The 15,493-nt window shown below is 65.6% G+C and carries 14 protein-coding genes; 4 read left to right on the top strand and 10 right to left on the bottom strand.

Annotation, left to right across the window (positions count from 1 at the left end):
• Nucleotides 1-13: 13 nt before the first annotated feature.
• The 10 genes from DRB17_RS01480 to DRB17_RS01525 all read right to left on the bottom strand — a co-directional run bounded on the left by DRB17_RS01480 (nt 14) and on the right by DRB17_RS01525 (nt 10,458).
• The gene (locus tag DRB17_RS01480; RefSeq protein ID WP_114580378.1) at nt 14-811 is read right to left on the bottom strand and encodes an FAD binding domain-containing protein; all 798 of its coding nucleotides are present in this window, start codon (nt 809-811) and stop codon (nt 14-16) included.
• Nucleotides 812-824: 13 nt separating this feature from the next.
• Entirely contained in the window at nt 825-3,188 is a 2,364-nt protein-coding gene (locus DRB17_RS01485) for a xanthine dehydrogenase family protein molybdopterin-binding subunit (RefSeq protein WP_114580379.1), read from the bottom strand.
• A 4-nt stretch (nt 3,189-3,192) separates the two neighbouring features.
• Nucleotides 3,193-3,660: a (2Fe-2S)-binding protein gene (locus tag DRB17_RS01490; protein WP_114580380.1), complete on the bottom strand. Its 468-nt coding sequence runs from the start codon at nt 3,658-3,660 to the stop codon at nt 3,193-3,195.
• 198 nt (nt 3,661-3,858) lie between these two features.
• Entirely contained in the window at nt 3,859-4,566 is a 708-nt protein-coding gene (locus tag DRB17_RS01495) for an SRPBCC family protein (RefSeq protein WP_114580381.1), read from the bottom strand.
• A 100-nt stretch (nt 4,567-4,666) separates the two neighbouring features.
• Nucleotides 4,667-5,536, bottom strand: a complete 870-nt coding sequence (locus DRB17_RS01500) for an ABC transporter ATP-binding protein (RefSeq protein WP_114580382.1) — start codon at nt 5,534-5,536, stop codon at nt 4,667-4,669.
• Nucleotides 5,536-6,279 (bottom strand): ABC transporter ATP-binding protein, encoded by a 744-nt coding sequence (locus tag DRB17_RS01505; RefSeq protein ID WP_114580383.1) that lies wholly within the window; start codon nt 6,277-6,279, stop codon nt 5,536-5,538. Before DRB17_RS01505 ends, DRB17_RS01500 begins: the two co-directional genes overlap by 1 nt.
• Nucleotides 6,276-7,370, bottom strand: a complete 1,095-nt coding sequence (locus tag DRB17_RS01510; RefSeq protein ID WP_206607745.1) for a branched-chain amino acid ABC transporter permease — start codon at nt 7,368-7,370, stop codon at nt 6,276-6,278. Before DRB17_RS01510 ends, DRB17_RS01505 begins: the two co-directional genes overlap by 4 nt.
• Nucleotides 7,367-8,266, bottom strand: coding sequence for a branched-chain amino acid ABC transporter permease (locus DRB17_RS01515; RefSeq protein WP_114580384.1), 900 nt, complete (start codon nt 8,264-8,266; stop codon nt 7,367-7,369). The genes DRB17_RS01510 and DRB17_RS01515 overlap by 4 nt, the downstream gene beginning before the upstream one ends.
• A 120-nt stretch (nt 8,267-8,386) precedes the next feature.
• Nucleotides 8,387-9,628 carry an amino acid ABC transporter substrate-binding protein gene (locus DRB17_RS01520; RefSeq protein ID WP_114580385.1) on the bottom strand — a complete coding sequence of 414 codons (1,242 nt, stop codon included), beginning with the start codon at nt 9,626-9,628 and terminating at the stop codon, nt 8,387-8,389.
• A gap of 152 nt (nt 9,629-9,780) precedes the next feature.
• Nucleotides 9,781-10,458 carry a response regulator transcription factor gene (locus DRB17_RS01525; RefSeq protein WP_114580386.1) on the bottom strand — a complete coding sequence of 226 codons (678 nt, stop codon included), beginning with the start codon at nt 10,456-10,458 and terminating at the stop codon, nt 9,781-9,783.
• 308 nt (nt 10,459-10,766) lie between these two features.
• Between DRB17_RS01525 and DRB17_RS01530 the strand changes: the two genes are divergently transcribed.
• The 4 genes from DRB17_RS01530 to DRB17_RS01545 are packed head-to-tail and all read left to right on the top strand — an operon-like array spanning nt 10,767 to nt 15,490.
• Nucleotides 10,767-13,109 carry a putative monovalent cation/H+ antiporter subunit A gene (locus DRB17_RS01530; protein WP_206607746.1) on the top strand — a complete coding sequence of 781 codons (2,343 nt, stop codon included), beginning with the start codon at nt 10,767-10,769 and terminating at the stop codon, nt 13,107-13,109.
• Entirely contained in the window at nt 13,106-13,525 is a 420-nt protein-coding gene (locus DRB17_RS01535) for a Na+/H+ antiporter subunit B (protein ID WP_114580387.1), read from the top strand. Before DRB17_RS01530 ends, DRB17_RS01535 begins: the two co-directional genes overlap by 4 nt.
• 1 nt (nt 13,526) lies before the next feature.
• Nucleotides 13,527-13,973 carry a Na+/H+ antiporter subunit C gene (locus DRB17_RS01540; protein WP_114580388.1) on the top strand — a complete coding sequence of 149 codons (447 nt, stop codon included), beginning with the start codon at nt 13,527-13,529 and terminating at the stop codon, nt 13,971-13,973.
• Entirely contained in the window at nt 13,970-15,490 is a 1,521-nt protein-coding gene (locus DRB17_RS01545) for a Na+/H+ antiporter subunit D (RefSeq protein WP_114580389.1), read from the top strand. Before DRB17_RS01540 ends, DRB17_RS01545 begins: the two co-directional genes overlap by 4 nt.
• Nucleotides 15,491-15,493 lie beyond the last annotated feature (3 nt).

A 15,493-nucleotide genomic window follows, 5' to 3' on the forward strand; every position in this document is an offset into this window, starting at 1 on the left:
CCGATCCCGGCCGCTAGGCGGTTGCGGCCTGGACGGCCCGCCTCGCCATGACACCGACGAGGTGGGCACGATACTCCGCACTTGCGTGCAGGTCTGCGTTCAGTTCGTCCTCCGGCACGGTGATGCCCTTCAGCGCGTCCGCCGACCAGTTGCCGGACAGTGCGTCCTCCATCTCCTTCACCCGGAAGACGCAGGGCCCGGCCCCGGTCACGGCCACACGGACACCCTGCGGTCCCCGGCTGACGAAGACGCCGACGATGGCATAGCGCGAGGCCGGGTTGTGGAACTTCGCGTATCCCGCCTTCTCGGGGACGGGGAAGCTTACCTCCTTGACGATCTCGCCTTCCTCCAGCGCCGTCTCGAACAGCGCCACGAAGAAGTCGTCGGCCGGGATTTCCCGCTTGTTGGTGCGCACGATGGCGCCCAAACCGACGAGGCCCGCCGGATAGTCGGCCGCCGGGTCGTTGTTGGCGATCGAGCCGCCGATGGTGCCCCGGTTGCGCACCTGCGGGTCGCCGATGCCGCCGGCCAGCCTTGCCATGGCGGGGATCTTGGCCTGCACGACATCGCTGCCGGCAACCGCATCGTGCGTGGTGATGGCGCCCACGACGATGTTGCCGCCCTCCTCGCGGATGCCCTTCAGGTCGGCGATGCCGCCGAGGTCGACAATGGCGGACGGCGCGGCGAGGCGCTGCTTCATGGTCGGCAGCAGGGTGTGGCCGCCGGCGATCAGCGACGCCTCCTCGTTGTCGGCCAGCAGCTTCGCCGCTTCGTCCAGACTGCTTGGCTTGTGGTATTCGAATCCGTACATCGGATCGCCTCCGTTATTCGGCGGCCTGGGCCAGTCGGCCCCGGGCGATTCGCCAGACCTTCTCGCGGGTCGCGGGCATGGAGATCTCCTCCGTACCCAGCGCGTCGGTGATCGCGTTCATCAACGCGGGCGGGGCGGCAATCGCGCCAGCCTCGCCGCAACCCTTCGCACCGACCGGATTGTGCGGGCAGGGCGTCTCGATCATACCGACGCGGTAGGATGGCAGGTCGTCCGCCCGCGGCATGCAGTAGTCCTGGTACGAGCCCGTGACGAGCTGACCGGCCTCGTCGTAGACACCTTCCTCCAGTAGCGCCTGGCCGATGCCCTGGGCGATGCCGCCATGCACCTGGCCCTCGACGATCATCGGGTTGATGACCTTGCCGAAGTCGTCCACCGCGACCCAGTCGGCGATGCGGGTCGTGCCGGTCTCCGGATCGATCTCGACTTCCGCGATATGTACGCCGGCGGGATAGGTGAAGTTCGCCGGGTCGTAGAATGCCGTCTCGTCCAGGCCAGGCTCCACGCCCTCCGGGTAATTGTGCGGGACATAGGCGGTGAAGGCGATCTCACCGATCGACTTCTGCTTGTCGGTGCCTGCGACGCGGAAATTGCCGCTGTCGAACTCGATGTCGTCGACCGAGGCCTCCAGCAGATGGGCGGCGATTTTCTTTCCCTTCTCGATCACCTTGTCGCAGGCGCGGACGATGGCCGAGCCGCCGACAGCTAGCGAGCGCGAGCCGTAGGTGCCCATGCCCATCGGGATGCGGCCGGTATCGCCGTGCACCACGTCCACGTTCTCGACCGGCACGCCAAAGCGGTCGGCCACGAGCTGGGCGAAGGTGGTCTCGTGCCCCTGGCCGTGGCTGTGCGAGCCGGTGAAGACCGAGATGCTGCCGGTGGCGTTGAAGCGGACCTGGGCGGATTCCCACAGGCCGACGCCGGCCCCCAGTGCGCCGACCACCTGCGAGGGTGCGATGCCGCAGGCCTCGATATAGGCCGACAGGCCGATGCCGCGCAGCTTGCCGTTACGCTCCGATTCCTGACGGCGCTGGCCGAAGTTCTTGTAGTCGATCATCGCCAGCGCCTCGTCCAGCGCCTTCTCGTACTGGCCGCTGTCGTAGGTCAGTGCGACCGGCGTCTGGTACGGGAACTCGTCGGGCTGGACGAAGTTGCGCCGCCGGATCTCCGCCGGGTCCATGTTCATATCGCGCGCGGCGCGCTCCACCATGCGCTCGACAACGTAGGTCGCTTCCGGCCGGCCGGCGCCGCGATAGGCGTCGACGGGTGCGGTATTGGTGAACACGGCGCGGACGTTGCAATGGACCGCCGGCGTCTTGTACTGCCCGGCCAGCAACGTGCCGTAGAGATAGGTCGGCACGGCCGTCGCGAAGCTGGACAGATAGGCGCCGAGGTTGGCAATCGTGTCCACCTTCAACGCCAGGAACTTGCCGTTCTCGTCCAGCGCCAGCTCGGCATGGGTGACGTGGTCGCGGCCGTGGGCGTCTGAGGAGAAGCTTTCGCTGCGCTCCGCAGTCCACTTCACCGGCTTGCCGTTCAGCTTCTTCGACGCCCAGGTGCAGACGGTCTCCTCGGCATAGCAGTAGATCTTGGAGCCGAAGCCGCCACCCACGTCCGGCGCGACGATGCGGACCTTGTGCTCCGGCAGGTTGAGCACGAAGGCGCACAGGATCAGCCGCAGCAGGTGCGGGTTCTGGCTGGTCGAATACAGCGTGTACTCGTCAGTCCCGGGATCGTACTCGCCGATCGCCGCGCGTGGCTCCAGCGCGTTCGGGATCAGGCGGTTGTTCCGCAGCTCCAGCCTGGAGACATGGTGGGCCTTGGAGAACGCCTCGTCGACTGCAGCCTTGTCGCCCAGTTCCCAGTCGAAGCACAGGTTGCCCGGAGCCTCGTCGTGGATCTGCGGCGCGCCTTCGAGGGCCTTCGCGGGGTCGGCATTGGCGTCCAGCCCCTCGTAGTCGACCTCAACCAGTTCTGCCGCATCGGCCGCCTGGGCGCGAGTCTCGGCGATAACCACCGCGACGTGGTCGCCGACATAGCGCACCTTGTCGCGAACCAGCGGGAAATGCGGCGGCGCCTTGTGCGCCTCGCCGTGCTTGTCGGTGACGACCCAGCCGCAGGGCAGGGAGCCAACGCCGTCATCGGCCATGTCCTGGCCGGTAAAGACGGCGACAACGCCGGGCGCCTGCTTCGCCGCGTCGGTGCTCACCGACTTGACGGTGGCATGCGCCATCTCTGAACGGACGAAGACGGCATGAAGCTGTCCGGGCCGGTTGAGGTCGTCGGTGTAGTGACCGCGACCGGTCAGGAAGCGCTGATCTTCCTTGCGCAGAACGCGCGATACGCCAGAGTCCGGCATAGCCTCACCCCCTCATCTCCTTGGCGGCGTGTTGAATCGCCTTGACGATGTTGTGGTAGCCGGTGCAACGGCAGATGTTGCCTTCCAGCCAGTGGCGGATCGTGTCCTCGTCCGGATCAGGGTTGCGCTTCAGCAGATCGACGGCGCTCATCACCATGCCGGGCGTGCAGAAGCCGCACTGCAGGCCGTGATGCTCCTTGAAAGCGGCCTGCATCGGGTGCAGCTCGCCATTATTGGCCAGCCCCTCGATGGTCGTCACCTCGGAACCGTCCGCCTGCATCGCCAGTGCCGTGCAGGCCTTCACAGAAGTGCCGTCGACGTGCACCACACAGGCACCGCACTGGCTGGTGTCGCAGCCGACATGCGTGCCGGTCAGTCCCAACTCTTCGCGCAGAAACTGAACGAGCAGGGTGCGCGGCTCGACGTCCCGCGACACTTGCTGCCCGTTCACCGTCATCGTCACGGTGGGCATCTCTCTCCTCCCCGTTGGCCGGCATGGCCGTCCGGTCCGTCCGGACGTACGCCAAGCATGTTGGACCCGAATACGAAACGGGTTGTCGGTCAAATGCGAGTGTGTGGGGCGGCCCCGGTTTGGTCAAGCGCGCCGGCCGCCATTTTCCGCCGCACAGGCCGGTATGCGGGCCGCCTGGGTGTCATTTCGTAAGCGCAATCAAAAAGCGAAGATGGCAAGCAGGACAAGGACAACCACGATCAGGCCGCCGACCCAGACGGCCGGGCTTAATCCGCGGCTCTCAGCTTCCGCCGGTGCGGGCCTGGACGCCTCGGCCGGCTCGGCGGGCTTCTCCGCCGGCCTCGACGGCTCGGCCGGTGCCGCGGCCTCGTTCGGGGGCGTGGCCGATTCGGCGACTGCCGGCTCCGGCGTGGCTTCGGCCGCCTCTGGTTTCGCCTCGGCCTCCGCAGGCGCTTTTGCCGCCTCCGGCTTGCCGACCACCTCGGTGAACTTCTCGAAGAACTGTCTGGCGTACTTGTTGGCCGTGGATTTGATCAGCCGCTGGCCGAGCTGCGCCAGCTTGCCGCCCACCTGCGCATCCACGTCGTACTTCAGCAGCGTCGAGTCGCCCTGGTCCTCCAGCTTGACGTGGGCGCCGCCCTTGGCAAAGCCGGCGGCCCCGCCCGTGCCCTCGCCAGAGATCGTGTAGCTCTCGGGCGGGTTCAGGTCGGAAAGCGTCACCCGTCCCGAGAAGGTGGCGTTAACCGGTCCGACCTTCGCCTTCACCTTGGCATTGAAAGCATTGTCGCCCGACTTCTCGATATGCTGGCAGCCGGGAATGCACTGCTTGAGGATTTCCGGATCATTCAGCGCCTCCCACACCGTCTGGCGGGGCGCGGCGATCTGCTGTTCGCCGGACATTTCCATGGCGAATGTCTCCTTTAAGTTGGCTGACGTCGACGTCCGCGTTCCTTAAAACGCCATTCCCGCCGTGCGCGCAACCGTCGCGTACGCACGTATGACCGCATCAGCCGCCCAGGAACAGACGCCCGACGTTCTCGTCCCGCAAGAGATCGTCGCCGCGGCCAGCCATCGCGATCTGGCCGGAGACCAGGACATAGCCGATGTCGGCGAACTCCAGTCCCTTCTTGGCGTTCTGCTCCACCATCAGGATGGTCTTGCGCTCGGCGTGCTGCAGGTCGTCGAGGATCTCGAACACCATGTCGATGAAGCGGGGCTCCAGTCCGATGGAGGGCTCGTCGACCAGCAGGATTTTCGGGTCCATCACCAGCGCGCGGGAGATTTCCAGCAGCCGCCGCTCGCCGCCGGAGAGGACGCCGGCGCGCTGATGCCGGCGTTCGGCCAGGCGGCTGTACTTGTCGAACACGCGCTGGGCGGCGTCCCTGGCGTCCTTGCGGCTGTCGAGGAGGTAGCCGCCCATCAGCAGGTTCTCCTCCACCGTCAGGTCCGGGAAAACCGAGTTGTCCTGCAGAATGTAGGCGATGCCGGCGCGCTTAAGCTTATCTTTCGGCGAGAGGTGCGTGACCTCGGTGCCGTTCACCGAGATCCGGCCGTCGAAGATGTTGGTGAAGCCGAACACCGAATGCAGCACGGTCGACTTGCCCGCGCCGTTCGGGCCGATCAGGCAGATCGATTGTCCCGCGCCGCACAGCAGGTCGATCTCGTGCAGGATCTCCATCTTGCCATAGCCGGCGCGCAGCCCGTCGATCCGCAACAGCGGGTCGCCGTTGCAGAGTTCCTCCAGTGTCTCCCGGCCCGGTCCCTCGGCGGCGATTTCCTGGGCTTGGCGGGCGACATCGTCGACGGAGAGCACCGTGTCGACGTCGCCGAATCCATAGCCGCTGGTCGCCCGGCCCTTGCGGCGGTCCTCGGCCATTACTGGCCTCCCAGGTAAGCGTCGATGACGCGTTGGTCGTTGCGCACGGCCTCCGGATCGCCTTCCGCCAGGAGCTGGCCGTGGGCGAGGCAGTATATCCGTTCCGCGAGGTTCATGATGACGCGCATGTTGTGCTCGATCACGAGGAGGGTGATGCCTAGCTGCTTGTTGGCACGGTTCAGGCGGTCCAGGAGTCCGTTGATGAGCGTGGGGTTGATACCCGCCGTCGGCTCGTCGAGGAGCAGCATCTTCGGCCGGTTCATCAGCGCCATGGCGAACTCCAGCAGCTTCTGCTGGCCGAACGACAACTCGCCGGCCCGCAGGTGGCGCTTGGCGTAGAGGCCGACGAAGTCGAGTAGTTCCTCCGCTTCGTCGTGGGTTTCGCGCGGGAAGCCGGCCAGTATGCTGAACAGGCTTTCATGGCGATGTGGCACCGAGATCAGCATGTTGTCCATGCAGGTCATCTCGCCATAGATCCGGGTCTGCTGGAACGTACGCAGCATGCCCAGCCGGGCGATCTGCGGCACCCGCAGCCTGGAGATTTCCGCACCCTCGAAGCGTACCGAGCCGGAATCGACCGGATGGCTGCCGACGATGGAGTTGAACAGCGTCGTCTTGCCCGAGCCGTTTGGCCCGATGACGCCGACGATCTCGCCTTCGTTCACGCGCAGCGAGATGTCGGAGTTGGCGACGATGCCGCCAAAGCTCTTGGAAACCTTCTCAACCTGGAGGATCGGGGTCATCGCGCACCTCCCTCCGCCGGGTCGGCACTGCCGCCGGCCTCCTTGGGCTGTACCTTGTAGCCGAAGCGCTCGGGAAACTTCTCGCGCAGGAAGCCGAGGATGCCTTGCGGGAAGAACACGACGATCACCACGATCAAGAGACCCAGCGCCACGCGCTGCCAGCCGAGCAGATAAGTCCAGAACAGCTCCTGCGTGATGTGGAACACGGCCGCGCCGATCACTGGCCCCCAGAGCGTTCCCTTGCCGCCGAGAATGGCCATCAGGACCATCCAGACACCGTAGGTGACGCCGGCGAACGCGACGTCGCGCGGGGCGATGAAGCCGACGATATTGCCGACGATGCCCCCCGCGATACCCAGGAAGAACGCGGCGATGCACCAGCCGACCGCCTTGTAGCGCGTCGTGTGGATGCCCATCGCCTCCGCCTTGTCCTCGTCGTCGCGGATCGCGTTGATCGCAAGCCCGAAGCGTCCGGCGTAGATGCGCTTAAGGGCGAAGAAGGTGACGATGGCCAGGGCGAAGCTGAGGTAATAGAAGAACTCCTCCCGCGCGCCCGTCTCCCCCGGGAAGCGCGGTGGCACCATGCCGCTGCCGGCGCCGATGTAGTCCCAGCCGGCGGCGATCTCGCCCGCCGCGATCCCGAGGCCCAGTGTTCCAATGGCGAAATAGTGCCCGCGCAAGCCCAACATGCCGAAACCGAACACCGCCGCGCAGGCGGTTGCCGCGATTGCCGCGATACCCAGGCCGACGCCCAGGCCCAGCAGGTATTCGCCCAGCGTTGGGTCCAGAACCTCGCCGCCCTTCGCGGCATTGTAGGCTGTAACATCGGTGAACAGCCCAACCTGCAGCACGGCCGTCACATACATGCCGACGCCGAAGAACAGGATGTTGCCGAAGGAATTGTAGCCCATCTGGCCACCCAGGATGTCCCAGGTTAGCGCCAGCACGACCATGATCCAGAGGAAGGCCATCTGGGTTTGATAGGCCGGGAACAGCAGCGGCGCGATCACCGAGACAATCAGGATCGCTAGGTAGCCCATTGATTTCCGGGTCTTTACGGCCGCGCCGGTCGTTTGCGTCGCCTCGCTCATTTCAGGTACTTCCGCTGGCGCTGCAGGAGCATGTTGCGGCTGATCAGGATGGCGACCAGAAGCAGGAACACGAAGGCGTTCTGATATTCCGCCCCCAGCGTGAAGCCGGCGAACTGCTCGGCCACGCCCAGGCCAAAGGCCGAGGCGATGACCCCCGGCAGGTTGCCCAGGCCCGCCACCACGACGATCGTGAATGACCGCACGGTATAGATCAGACCCTGGTAGGGATGGATGGTAAACGCCATCACCACCAGCGCACCGGCCGCCCCGCAGATCGCCGCGTTCAAACCGTAGGTGAAGGCATACACACGATCGGTGTCGATGCCGAGGATACGCGCCGCCCGCGCGTCCTGCGCGGTCGCCCGGATCGCCTGACCCATGCGGGAGTTACGCATGAACAGCGTCAGTGCCACCGCGATCACACCGGCGAGCACGAACCCCAGCACCTTGACCTGCGAGATCGATACCATGCCGCCCATCATGAACCAGGTGCCAAGCCCCGGATCCAGGGTGCGCACGTCGGAGCCGAACAGTTCGTTCATCAACTGCTGCAGCAGGATGGACAACCCGAAGGTCGCCAGGATCGAGGTGAAGAGGTCGCGATCGACGATGCGGAATATCACCAGCCGGTAGCACAGCCAGCCGATCGCAAATAGCACCACGGCCGCGGCGGGAATGCCGAGCAGCTCGGGCGCGCCCGCTTGAGAGACGCCCAGTGCCACGAAGCCGCCCAGGATGACCCATTCGCCCTGGACGATGTTGATGATGTTCATCACGCCCCACACGAGAGCCATGCCGTAGGCTGCCAGGGCGAAGATCGCGCCGAGCAGGATGCCCTCGACCACGAGCTGCACGCCGAGCGCGGGCGCTTCGAAGATTAACAGTAGGTTTTCCATGAACGCGACCGCTTGCCGTGCGGTTGACGTGTCGCCTCGCGCGTTCCGACGCAAGGCAAAAAGGCACCCGCTTCCAGCCGACAGACGTAGCTGGAAGCGGGCATTGCCGGCTCTTAGAGCTTACTTACGCTCCGACCACGGCGGGATCGGATAGCGCACGTCCGCTGCCGCCCACTTGGTCGGCGCGACCACGACGTACTCGCCGTCCTGCACCTGATAGAGAACCATCGGCTTGGCGACGTTCTTGCCGGTCTCGTCGAAGCGTACCGGACCATAGAAGGTCATCAGGTCGGTTTCCGCCAGAGCGTCGCGCACCGCCTTCGGCTCCAGGCTGCCGGCGCGCTCGAAGGCGTCGACATAGACCAGTACCGCCGCGGCCGACTCGGCGGCCTGATAGGGCGGGGCGTAGTCGTACTCGGCCTCGAAGTCGGCGGCGAACTCACTCGCCTTGCCCAGGTAGTCGTCCGAATAGCTGAGGCTCGGTGCCCACTGCGAGGCGCACAGCGTGTATTCGGCGTCCGACCCGAACTTCTGGATAATCTGCGCCGCATCGCAGTGCGTCATCGCCAGCATCGGCACGTTCACCTGCATATCGGCCATCTGCCGAATCGCCAGTGCCGCACCCTTGGAGTGGCCGGAAACCACGAACAGGTCCGGATTCTTCGCCTTCGCCTTGATGAGGGTCGACGACATGTCGTTGATCTCGGGCGGCAGCTTGTCGTCGATCACCATCTCCATGCCGTAACCCTCGGCGTCGGCCAGCACGCCGGCACGGATATCCTGGCTGAAGGGATCGTTCTCGAAGGCACCGCCGACCGTCATGTCGCTCGGCTTCTCGCCTTCCTTCTCGGCCAGCTCGGCGCGCAGGTCGACGGCACTGGCGAGATACTGCTCGGAGGTCGATAGCACGGCGAAGAGGTACTCATAGCCCTGGGTGAACAACGAACGCGATGCGCCGTTCGCCTCGACCATCGGCACCTCGTACTTCTCGGTGACCGGCGCCATCGCCTTGGTCATGCCCGAGGAGTAGGGGCCGAGGACGTACTTCACGCCGTCCTGCTTGATCAGGCGTTCGGCAAGCTGGGCGCCACGCGCCGGGGTCGATTCGTCGTCGTAGTACTTGACCTCGATGCGGTAGGTCTTGTCGCCGACCTCGACGCCGCCCATCGAGTTCACCCGCTCGACAGCGAGGTCGTAGCCATTCTTCGTGTGCCCGCCGTTCGTCGAGTACTTACCGGTCAGTGAAACCGCCGCGCCAAGGGTGATGGTGCCGTCGAACTCGGCGGCCGAGGCTGCCGAGGCGGCCATACCGAGTGCCGCGGCACTGGTCAGGCACAAGCCAAGATTTTTGATGGATTTCATGGGTCAGTCGCCTCCCCGTCTTTTGTGAGCCTGCCGCCACTGGCCGGCGGCGGGTCCTGGGAACCGGTTCCGCCATCCGGACCGGCCCTTCTTGATTGTGAGAACGTTATCGGCAGTAGCGCGGGGAAACAAGTGCGACAGTGACGTGCGGCTCAACCCTGGCCGCTCTGGCTGGCCAGACGGCTGGCGCAAAGGGCGACATCGACGCGATTGCGCAGTCCGAGTTGGCGAATCACGCGGTGAACGTAGATTCGCACGGTGCCCTCGCGCAGCCCCAGCGCATCGGCGATCTCGCGATTGGAGTGTCCACGCCCCAGCATCTCCATGACCTGCCGCTCCCGGCGGGTCAGCCGCGACAGCCGCTGCTGGATATCCGGCGGGAAGGGACGGGCGCCGGTGTCGCTCAGCTCCGGGGCCATCAGGTCGGGTGGGAAGTGGGATTCGCCCTCCACCGCGGCGCGCAATGCCTGATCCACCTCGCCGGGCGTACTCTCTGAATGTAGGTACCCATTGGCCCCGATTGCCTGGGCGCGCTGGGCCATGTCGGGATGGCGCTCCGAGGTCATGAGGATCAGGGGTGTCTTCGGCCAGCGCCGCCGGATCCGGGCGAGAAGCCGCTCGTGCCGGGGGTTCGTGGTGGGCGCGGCAACAACGACCACATCGGCCCAGCCGTCCTGGATCTGGCGGCCCAGCTCGTCCGGCTCGCTGGCGGCGCGGATCTGGTGGCCAGGGGCGACGGCCTCGAAGAAGCGTTTGGCGCCCGAAGTGTACCAGGGCAGTTCCGATGTCACGACGACGTGCAAGTTCCGCTGCTTTGTCGTTGTCGCCACGTGCCGTCTCCAATGAAAGGTCGCTGCGATCGCGCCACGGGGTTCGGCGGCGATGGCTTCCGGACCTCCAAGGCGTAAACGTCAGTGTAATGCGCGAGTCGATGATGCGCTTTGACAGATTTTAAACGATGAGAGTTGGTAAACCGATCCACATGCCGTGCGGTTGCGTGGTATTGCGGAGGGAAATCGGGATTCGCCGTGCTGCGGGAAGCGGAATTGCTTGCGTCGGGCGTTCAGCGCTCATTAGGCTGCGGTGCTCGCGGTGAGCAGGGGGTTACACCAACGAACAGGGCCGCGTGTCGCCAACCATGATGTTACCGGCCGTCATTTCGGGATTCGCGCTGGGTGCTGTGGCGCCGTGGGTCGTACGCGCCGTCGGCGCGCGCGCCCACTGGCTGCTGGCGGTGCTACCGGCCGTGTTGTTCGTCTACTTCGCCGGCTTTCTTCCGGGCGTCGCGGAGGGGCAGGTCTATCGATTCGCGACCGAATGGGTGCCGGGCCTCGGCGTCACGCTGTCGTTCTACGTCGACGGCCTGGCTTTGCTGTTCGCGCTGCTGATCAGCGGCATCGGCACCTTCATCGTGATCTATACGGGCGGCTACCTGCACGGGCATGAGCAGATCGGCCGGTTCTACGTCTATCTGCTCAGCTTCATGGCCTCGATGCTTGGCGTTGTGCTGGCCGACAACGCGATCACGCTGTTCGTGTTCTGGGAGCTGACATCGCTCACCTCCTTCCTGCTGATCGGCTTCAACCACGAAGAGAGCCGCTCGCGCCGCGCGGCGGTGCAGGCGTTGATCGTGACGGGCGGCGGTGGCCTGGCGCTCCTTGCGGGCCTGCTCCTGATGGGCGCGGTCGGCGGCACCCTGGAGATCTCGGAGCTGATGACCCAGCCCGAGGTGCTGCACGGCAGCCCGCTCTACACGGCGATGGTCATCCTGGTGCTGGCGGGCGCTTTCTCGAAGTCGGCGCAGTTCCCGCTGCACTTCTGGCTGCCGAACGCGATGGAGGCGCCCACCCCGGTGAGCGCCTATCTGCACAGTTCCACGATGGTGAAGGCGGGCGTCTATCTGGTGGCCCGGATGTCGCCGGGCCTCGGCGGCAGCGAGTTGTGGTTCTATGCGCTCGTCATCTTCGGCGCGGTTACCATGCTCACCGGCGCGCTCCTGGCGCTGCGGCAGACCGACCTGAAGCTGGTTCTGGCCTATACGACGGTGGCGGGGCTGGGCACGCTGGTGATGCTGATCGGGCTAAGCGCTCCGCTGGGCTACAAGGCGGCGGCCGTTTTCCTGATCACTCACGCGCTTTATAAGGGCTGCCTGTTCATGAGCGCGGGCGCGGTGGATCACGAGACCGGGACGCGCAATCCGTTGGAGCTTGGCGGGTTGCGTGGGGCAATGCCCATCACCTTCGCCGCGGCGGCGCTGGCCGGACTGTCGATGTCGGGCATCGTTCCCTTCATCGGCTTCATCGGCAAGGAAGTCATGTATGAGGCCACGCTGCACCTCGGCCCCGTGGGCGGTGTGGTCCTGACGATTGCCACCATCGCCGGCAATGCGCTGACAATCGTGGCCGCCGGTGTCGTCGTCCTGCGGCCTTTCTTCGGTGAGCGCCGGAAGACGCCCAAGCATCCGCACGAAGCGCCGGTCGAGCTGTATCTGGGGCCCTGCGTGCTGGCCGGCCTCGGTCTGCTCGCGGGCATCGCGTATCCGCTGACTCAGGACTCGCTGACGGCGCCGATGATGGGCAGCATGGCCGGTACGATGCCCGACCATCGCGCCGCCGAACTCTACCTCTGGCACGGGCTGAAGCTGCCGCTGTTCCTCAGCCTGCTGACATTGGGGCTTGGGATTGCCGGTTATGTTTATTGGGACCGCATCCGCGAATCGCTGGCAGCGACCCTCCGGGCTATCGGCTGGGGGCCGGACCTTGGTTACGACCAGGTCATTGCGGGTGTGGAATGGCTGTCGTTCCGGCAGGTACGGGTTCAGCAGACCGGCTATCTGCGGCACTATCTCATCGTCACCTTCACCGTCTTCGCGGCCTTCGTCGTGTGGACTCTGATGACGGTCGGCGGCGGACCCTCGGCCTTCGAGATGCCGGCGGTGCGTCTTACGGAGTGGGTGGCGCTAGGCCTGATGGTCATGGGCGCCGGCGCGGCGACGCTCGTCTACAGCCGCATTGCCGCAATCGCCGCAATCGGTGTCGTCGGCTACGCCGTCGCGTTGATCTTCGTGATGTTCTCGGCGCCCGATCTCGCCTTCACGCAGTTCATGGTGGAGACGCTGACGGTCGTCATCCTGGTGCTCGTCCTGATGCGCGTGCCGCTGGAAGTGCGGGCCTTTCGCGGTTTGGGGGCACGTATCCGGGACGCCGTGATCTCGATTGCGGTCGGGGTCGTGTTCACGCTTGTCCTCATGGGCGTCGTGCAGGGCGACCTGGACCTGAGGCTGAGCGAGTATTTCGCCGAGACGTCGGTGCCAGTCGCGCACGGCCATAACATCGTGAACGTCATCCTGGTTGACTTCCGGGCGCTGGATACGCTTGGCGAGATTTTTGTCGTCACGGTGGCCGGCCTGTCCACTTTCGCGCTGGTACGTCTCGCGCTTTTCAAGCGCAAGGGCGGGGCCGGCGAGGGAGGCGGCGCATGAACTCCGTCATTCTGCACACCGCCACGCGGCTGTTGATGAGCCTGATCCTGATGTTCTCCGTCTACATCATGTTCCGGGGCCACAACGAACCGGGCGGCGGCTTCATCGGCGGGCTGATCGCGGCCAGCGCCATCGTGCTTTACTCGGCGGCCTTCGGCGCCACTTGGGCACGGCAGGCTCTCAGGGTGCCCAGCATGTCGATTGCGGGCTGTGGCCTGTTCTTTGCAGCGATCTCCGGGGTGTTCTCGGCGTTTGCCGGTTCGCCGTTCCTCACGGGTCTGTGGTGGATCCCGCATCTGAATATCGAGGTTCATCTGGCGCTGTCGACGCCGCTGCTGTTCGATATTGGCGTCTACCTCGTGGTGATCGGGGCCATCGTCACCATCGCCCTGGAAATGGAAGAGGCGGAGGACTGAGATGGAGAACGTCCTCGCCATCGTCGTCGGCATTCTCGTCGCCTGCGCGACCTTCCTGATCCTCAGCCGCGATCTGATCCGGATCTTGCTGGGAATCGCCATCCTGTCGAACGCCGCGAACCTATTGATCTTCACGGCGGGCCGAGTGACACGAGACGCGCCGCCATTGGTGCCCGGCGATCTGGAGGTGCCCGCCGGCGCGTATGCGAATCCGCTGCCGCAGGCGCTGATCCTCACGGCCATCGTCATCGGCTTCGGGCTGCTGGCATTTGCGCTGGTGCTGTCCTATCGCGCCTACGTCGCGATGCGGACCGTCGACGTCGATGCGATGCGCGAGGCCGAACCGCCATACCCGGACCAATCGCCGCCCACGGGAGAGGACGGCCGACAGACCCCCCTCCGGCGCCGCGGCGCTGCCGGCACCCCGACGCGGGAGGCGGCGCAGTGAACTGGTTGCTCGTCTGGCCTATCCTGATACCCGTTCTCACGGCCGCCCTTTGCCTGCTCGCCTGGAACGCGCCAGGGTTGCAGCGCACGCTGTCGTTCCTCGGCACGTTCGTCCTGCTGATCGGCGACCTTTACCTCTTCGCCGGCGTCTGGGAAGGCGGCGTCCAGTCCGTCCAGATGGGCGAGTGGCCGGCGCCCTACGGCATCACCATCGTCGCCGATACGTTGAGCGCGACGCTTGTCGTCCTCACCGCGTTGATCGGCCTGGGCGTGGCGGTGTTCGCCCTCGGCGATATCGGGGTGGAGCGGGAGACGACCGGCTTCCACCCGCTGTTCCACGCGCTTCTCACCGGCGTTGGCGGCGCCTTCATGACCGGCGACATCTTCAATCTCTATGTCTGGTTCGAGGTGATGGTGATCGCCTCGTTCGGACTGATGGCGCTGGGTTGCGAGCGCGCGCAGATCGACGGCGGCGTGAAGTACGTCATCTTGAACCTGATCGCCACGACGGTGTTACTGGTGGCCATCGGCCTGCTCTACGGCGTCACCGGCACACTGAACATGGCCGATCTGGCCCAGGTGGTGCCGCAGCACGCCGAGCAGGGGCGGCTGATCGTGATCGCCGCGCTGTTCCTGCTTGCCTTCGGCATGAAGGCGGCCGTGTTCCCGCTCTATTTCTGGCTGCCGGCCAGCTATCACACGCCGCCTGCGGCGGTCTCCGCCATCTTTGCCGCCTTGCTCACCAAGGTGGGCGTCTACGCCATGATCCGCACCTTCACGCTGATCTTCACCGTGGGGCAGGCCTACACCTACAGCGCCATCCTCGCCGTCGGCGTTCTGACGATGCTGATTGGTGTGCTGGGCGCGATCGCGCAGAACGATGTCCGGCGCGTGCTGTCGTTCAACCTCGTCAGCGGGATCGGCTTCATCCTGATCGGGCTGGGCCTCGGCACTGTCCTGGGGTTGGCCGGGGCGATCTACTACACGGTGCATCATATCGTCGTGATGTCCGGGTTGTTCCTGGTGGCGGGCGTGGCGCAGCGGGTGGCGCACGCGCAGGGCCTGGACGCACTGGGCGGCCTTTACCGCTCGCAACCGCTGGTCGCCGTGCTGTTCTTCATCGTGGCGATGTCGCTCGCCGGCGTCCCACCGCTCTCCGGCTTCTGGCCGAAGGTCATCCTGGTGCAGGCCAGCCTTGAGGCGGAGGCTTACATCGTGGCCGCGGCGGCGTTGGTGACCGGGTTGCTGACCCTCTACTCGATGTCGAAGATCTGGTCGCTGGCGTTCTGGCGCGCCAAGCCGGAGGTCGCGCCGCAGGCCGCGCCCGGCATTCTGGACCCCGGCCCATTGGGCGCCGGTCGCAAGGCGGTGCTATTGACGCCGGTGGCCTTGCTGGCGGTGCTCACCCTGGCGATCGGGTTGTTCGCCCAGCCGCTGCTCTCGATATCAGAGCGCGCTGCCGTCGCCCTGATGGCTCCGGATGCCTACATCACCACGGTCCTGGATGAGGAGGGCTAGGCG

The organism is Ferruginivarius sediminum, assembly GCF_003344765.1.
GTDB classification, from domain to species: Bacteria; Pseudomonadota; Alphaproteobacteria; order Kiloniellales; family Rhodovibrionaceae; genus Ferruginivarius; species Ferruginivarius sediminum.

Bases quoted from the DNA above. Each gene is read 5' to 3' on its own strand.
- DRB17_RS01500 (WP_114580382.1), bottom strand. From the start codon at position 5,536: ATGGCCGAGGACCGCCGCAAGGGCCGGGCGACCAGCGGCTATGGATTC.
- DRB17_RS01515 (WP_114580384.1), bottom strand. From the start codon at position 8,266: ATGGAAAACCTACTGTTAATCTTCGAAGCGCCCGCGCTCGGCGTGCAG.
- DRB17_RS01540 (WP_114580388.1), top strand. From the start codon at position 13,527: ATGGAGAACGTCCTCGCCATCGTCGTCGGCATTCTCGTCGCCTGCGCG.
- DRB17_RS01505 (WP_114580383.1), bottom strand. From the start codon at position 6,279: ATGACCCCGATCCTCCAGGTTGAGAAGGTTTCCAAGAGCTTTGGCGGC.
- DRB17_RS01530 (WP_206607746.1), top strand. From the start codon at position 10,767: ATGATGTTACCGGCCGTCATTTCGGGATTCGCGCTGGGTGCTGTGGCG.
- DRB17_RS01480 (WP_114580378.1), bottom strand. From the start codon at position 811: ATGTACGGATTCGAATACCACAAGCCAAGCAGTCTGGACGAAGCGGCG.
- DRB17_RS01490 (WP_114580380.1), bottom strand. From the start codon at position 3,660: ATGCCCACCGTGACGATGACGGTGAACGGGCAGCAAGTGTCGCGGGAC.
- DRB17_RS01535 (WP_114580387.1), top strand. From the start codon at position 13,106: ATGAACTCCGTCATTCTGCACACCGCCACGCGGCTGTTGATGAGCCTG.
- DRB17_RS01520 (WP_114580385.1), bottom strand. From the start codon at position 9,628: ATGAAATCCATCAAAAATCTTGGCTTGTGCCTGACCAGTGCCGCGGCA.
- DRB17_RS01495 (WP_114580381.1), bottom strand. From the start codon at position 4,566: ATGGAAATGTCCGGCGAACAGCAGATCGCCGCGCCCCGCCAGACGGTG.
- DRB17_RS01510 (WP_206607745.1), bottom strand. From the start codon at position 7,370: ATGAGCGAGGCGACGCAAACGACCGGCGCGGCCGTAAAGACCCGGAAA.
- DRB17_RS01485 (WP_114580379.1), bottom strand. From the start codon at position 3,188: ATGCCGGACTCTGGCGTATCGCGCGTTCTGCGCAAGGAAGATCAGCGC.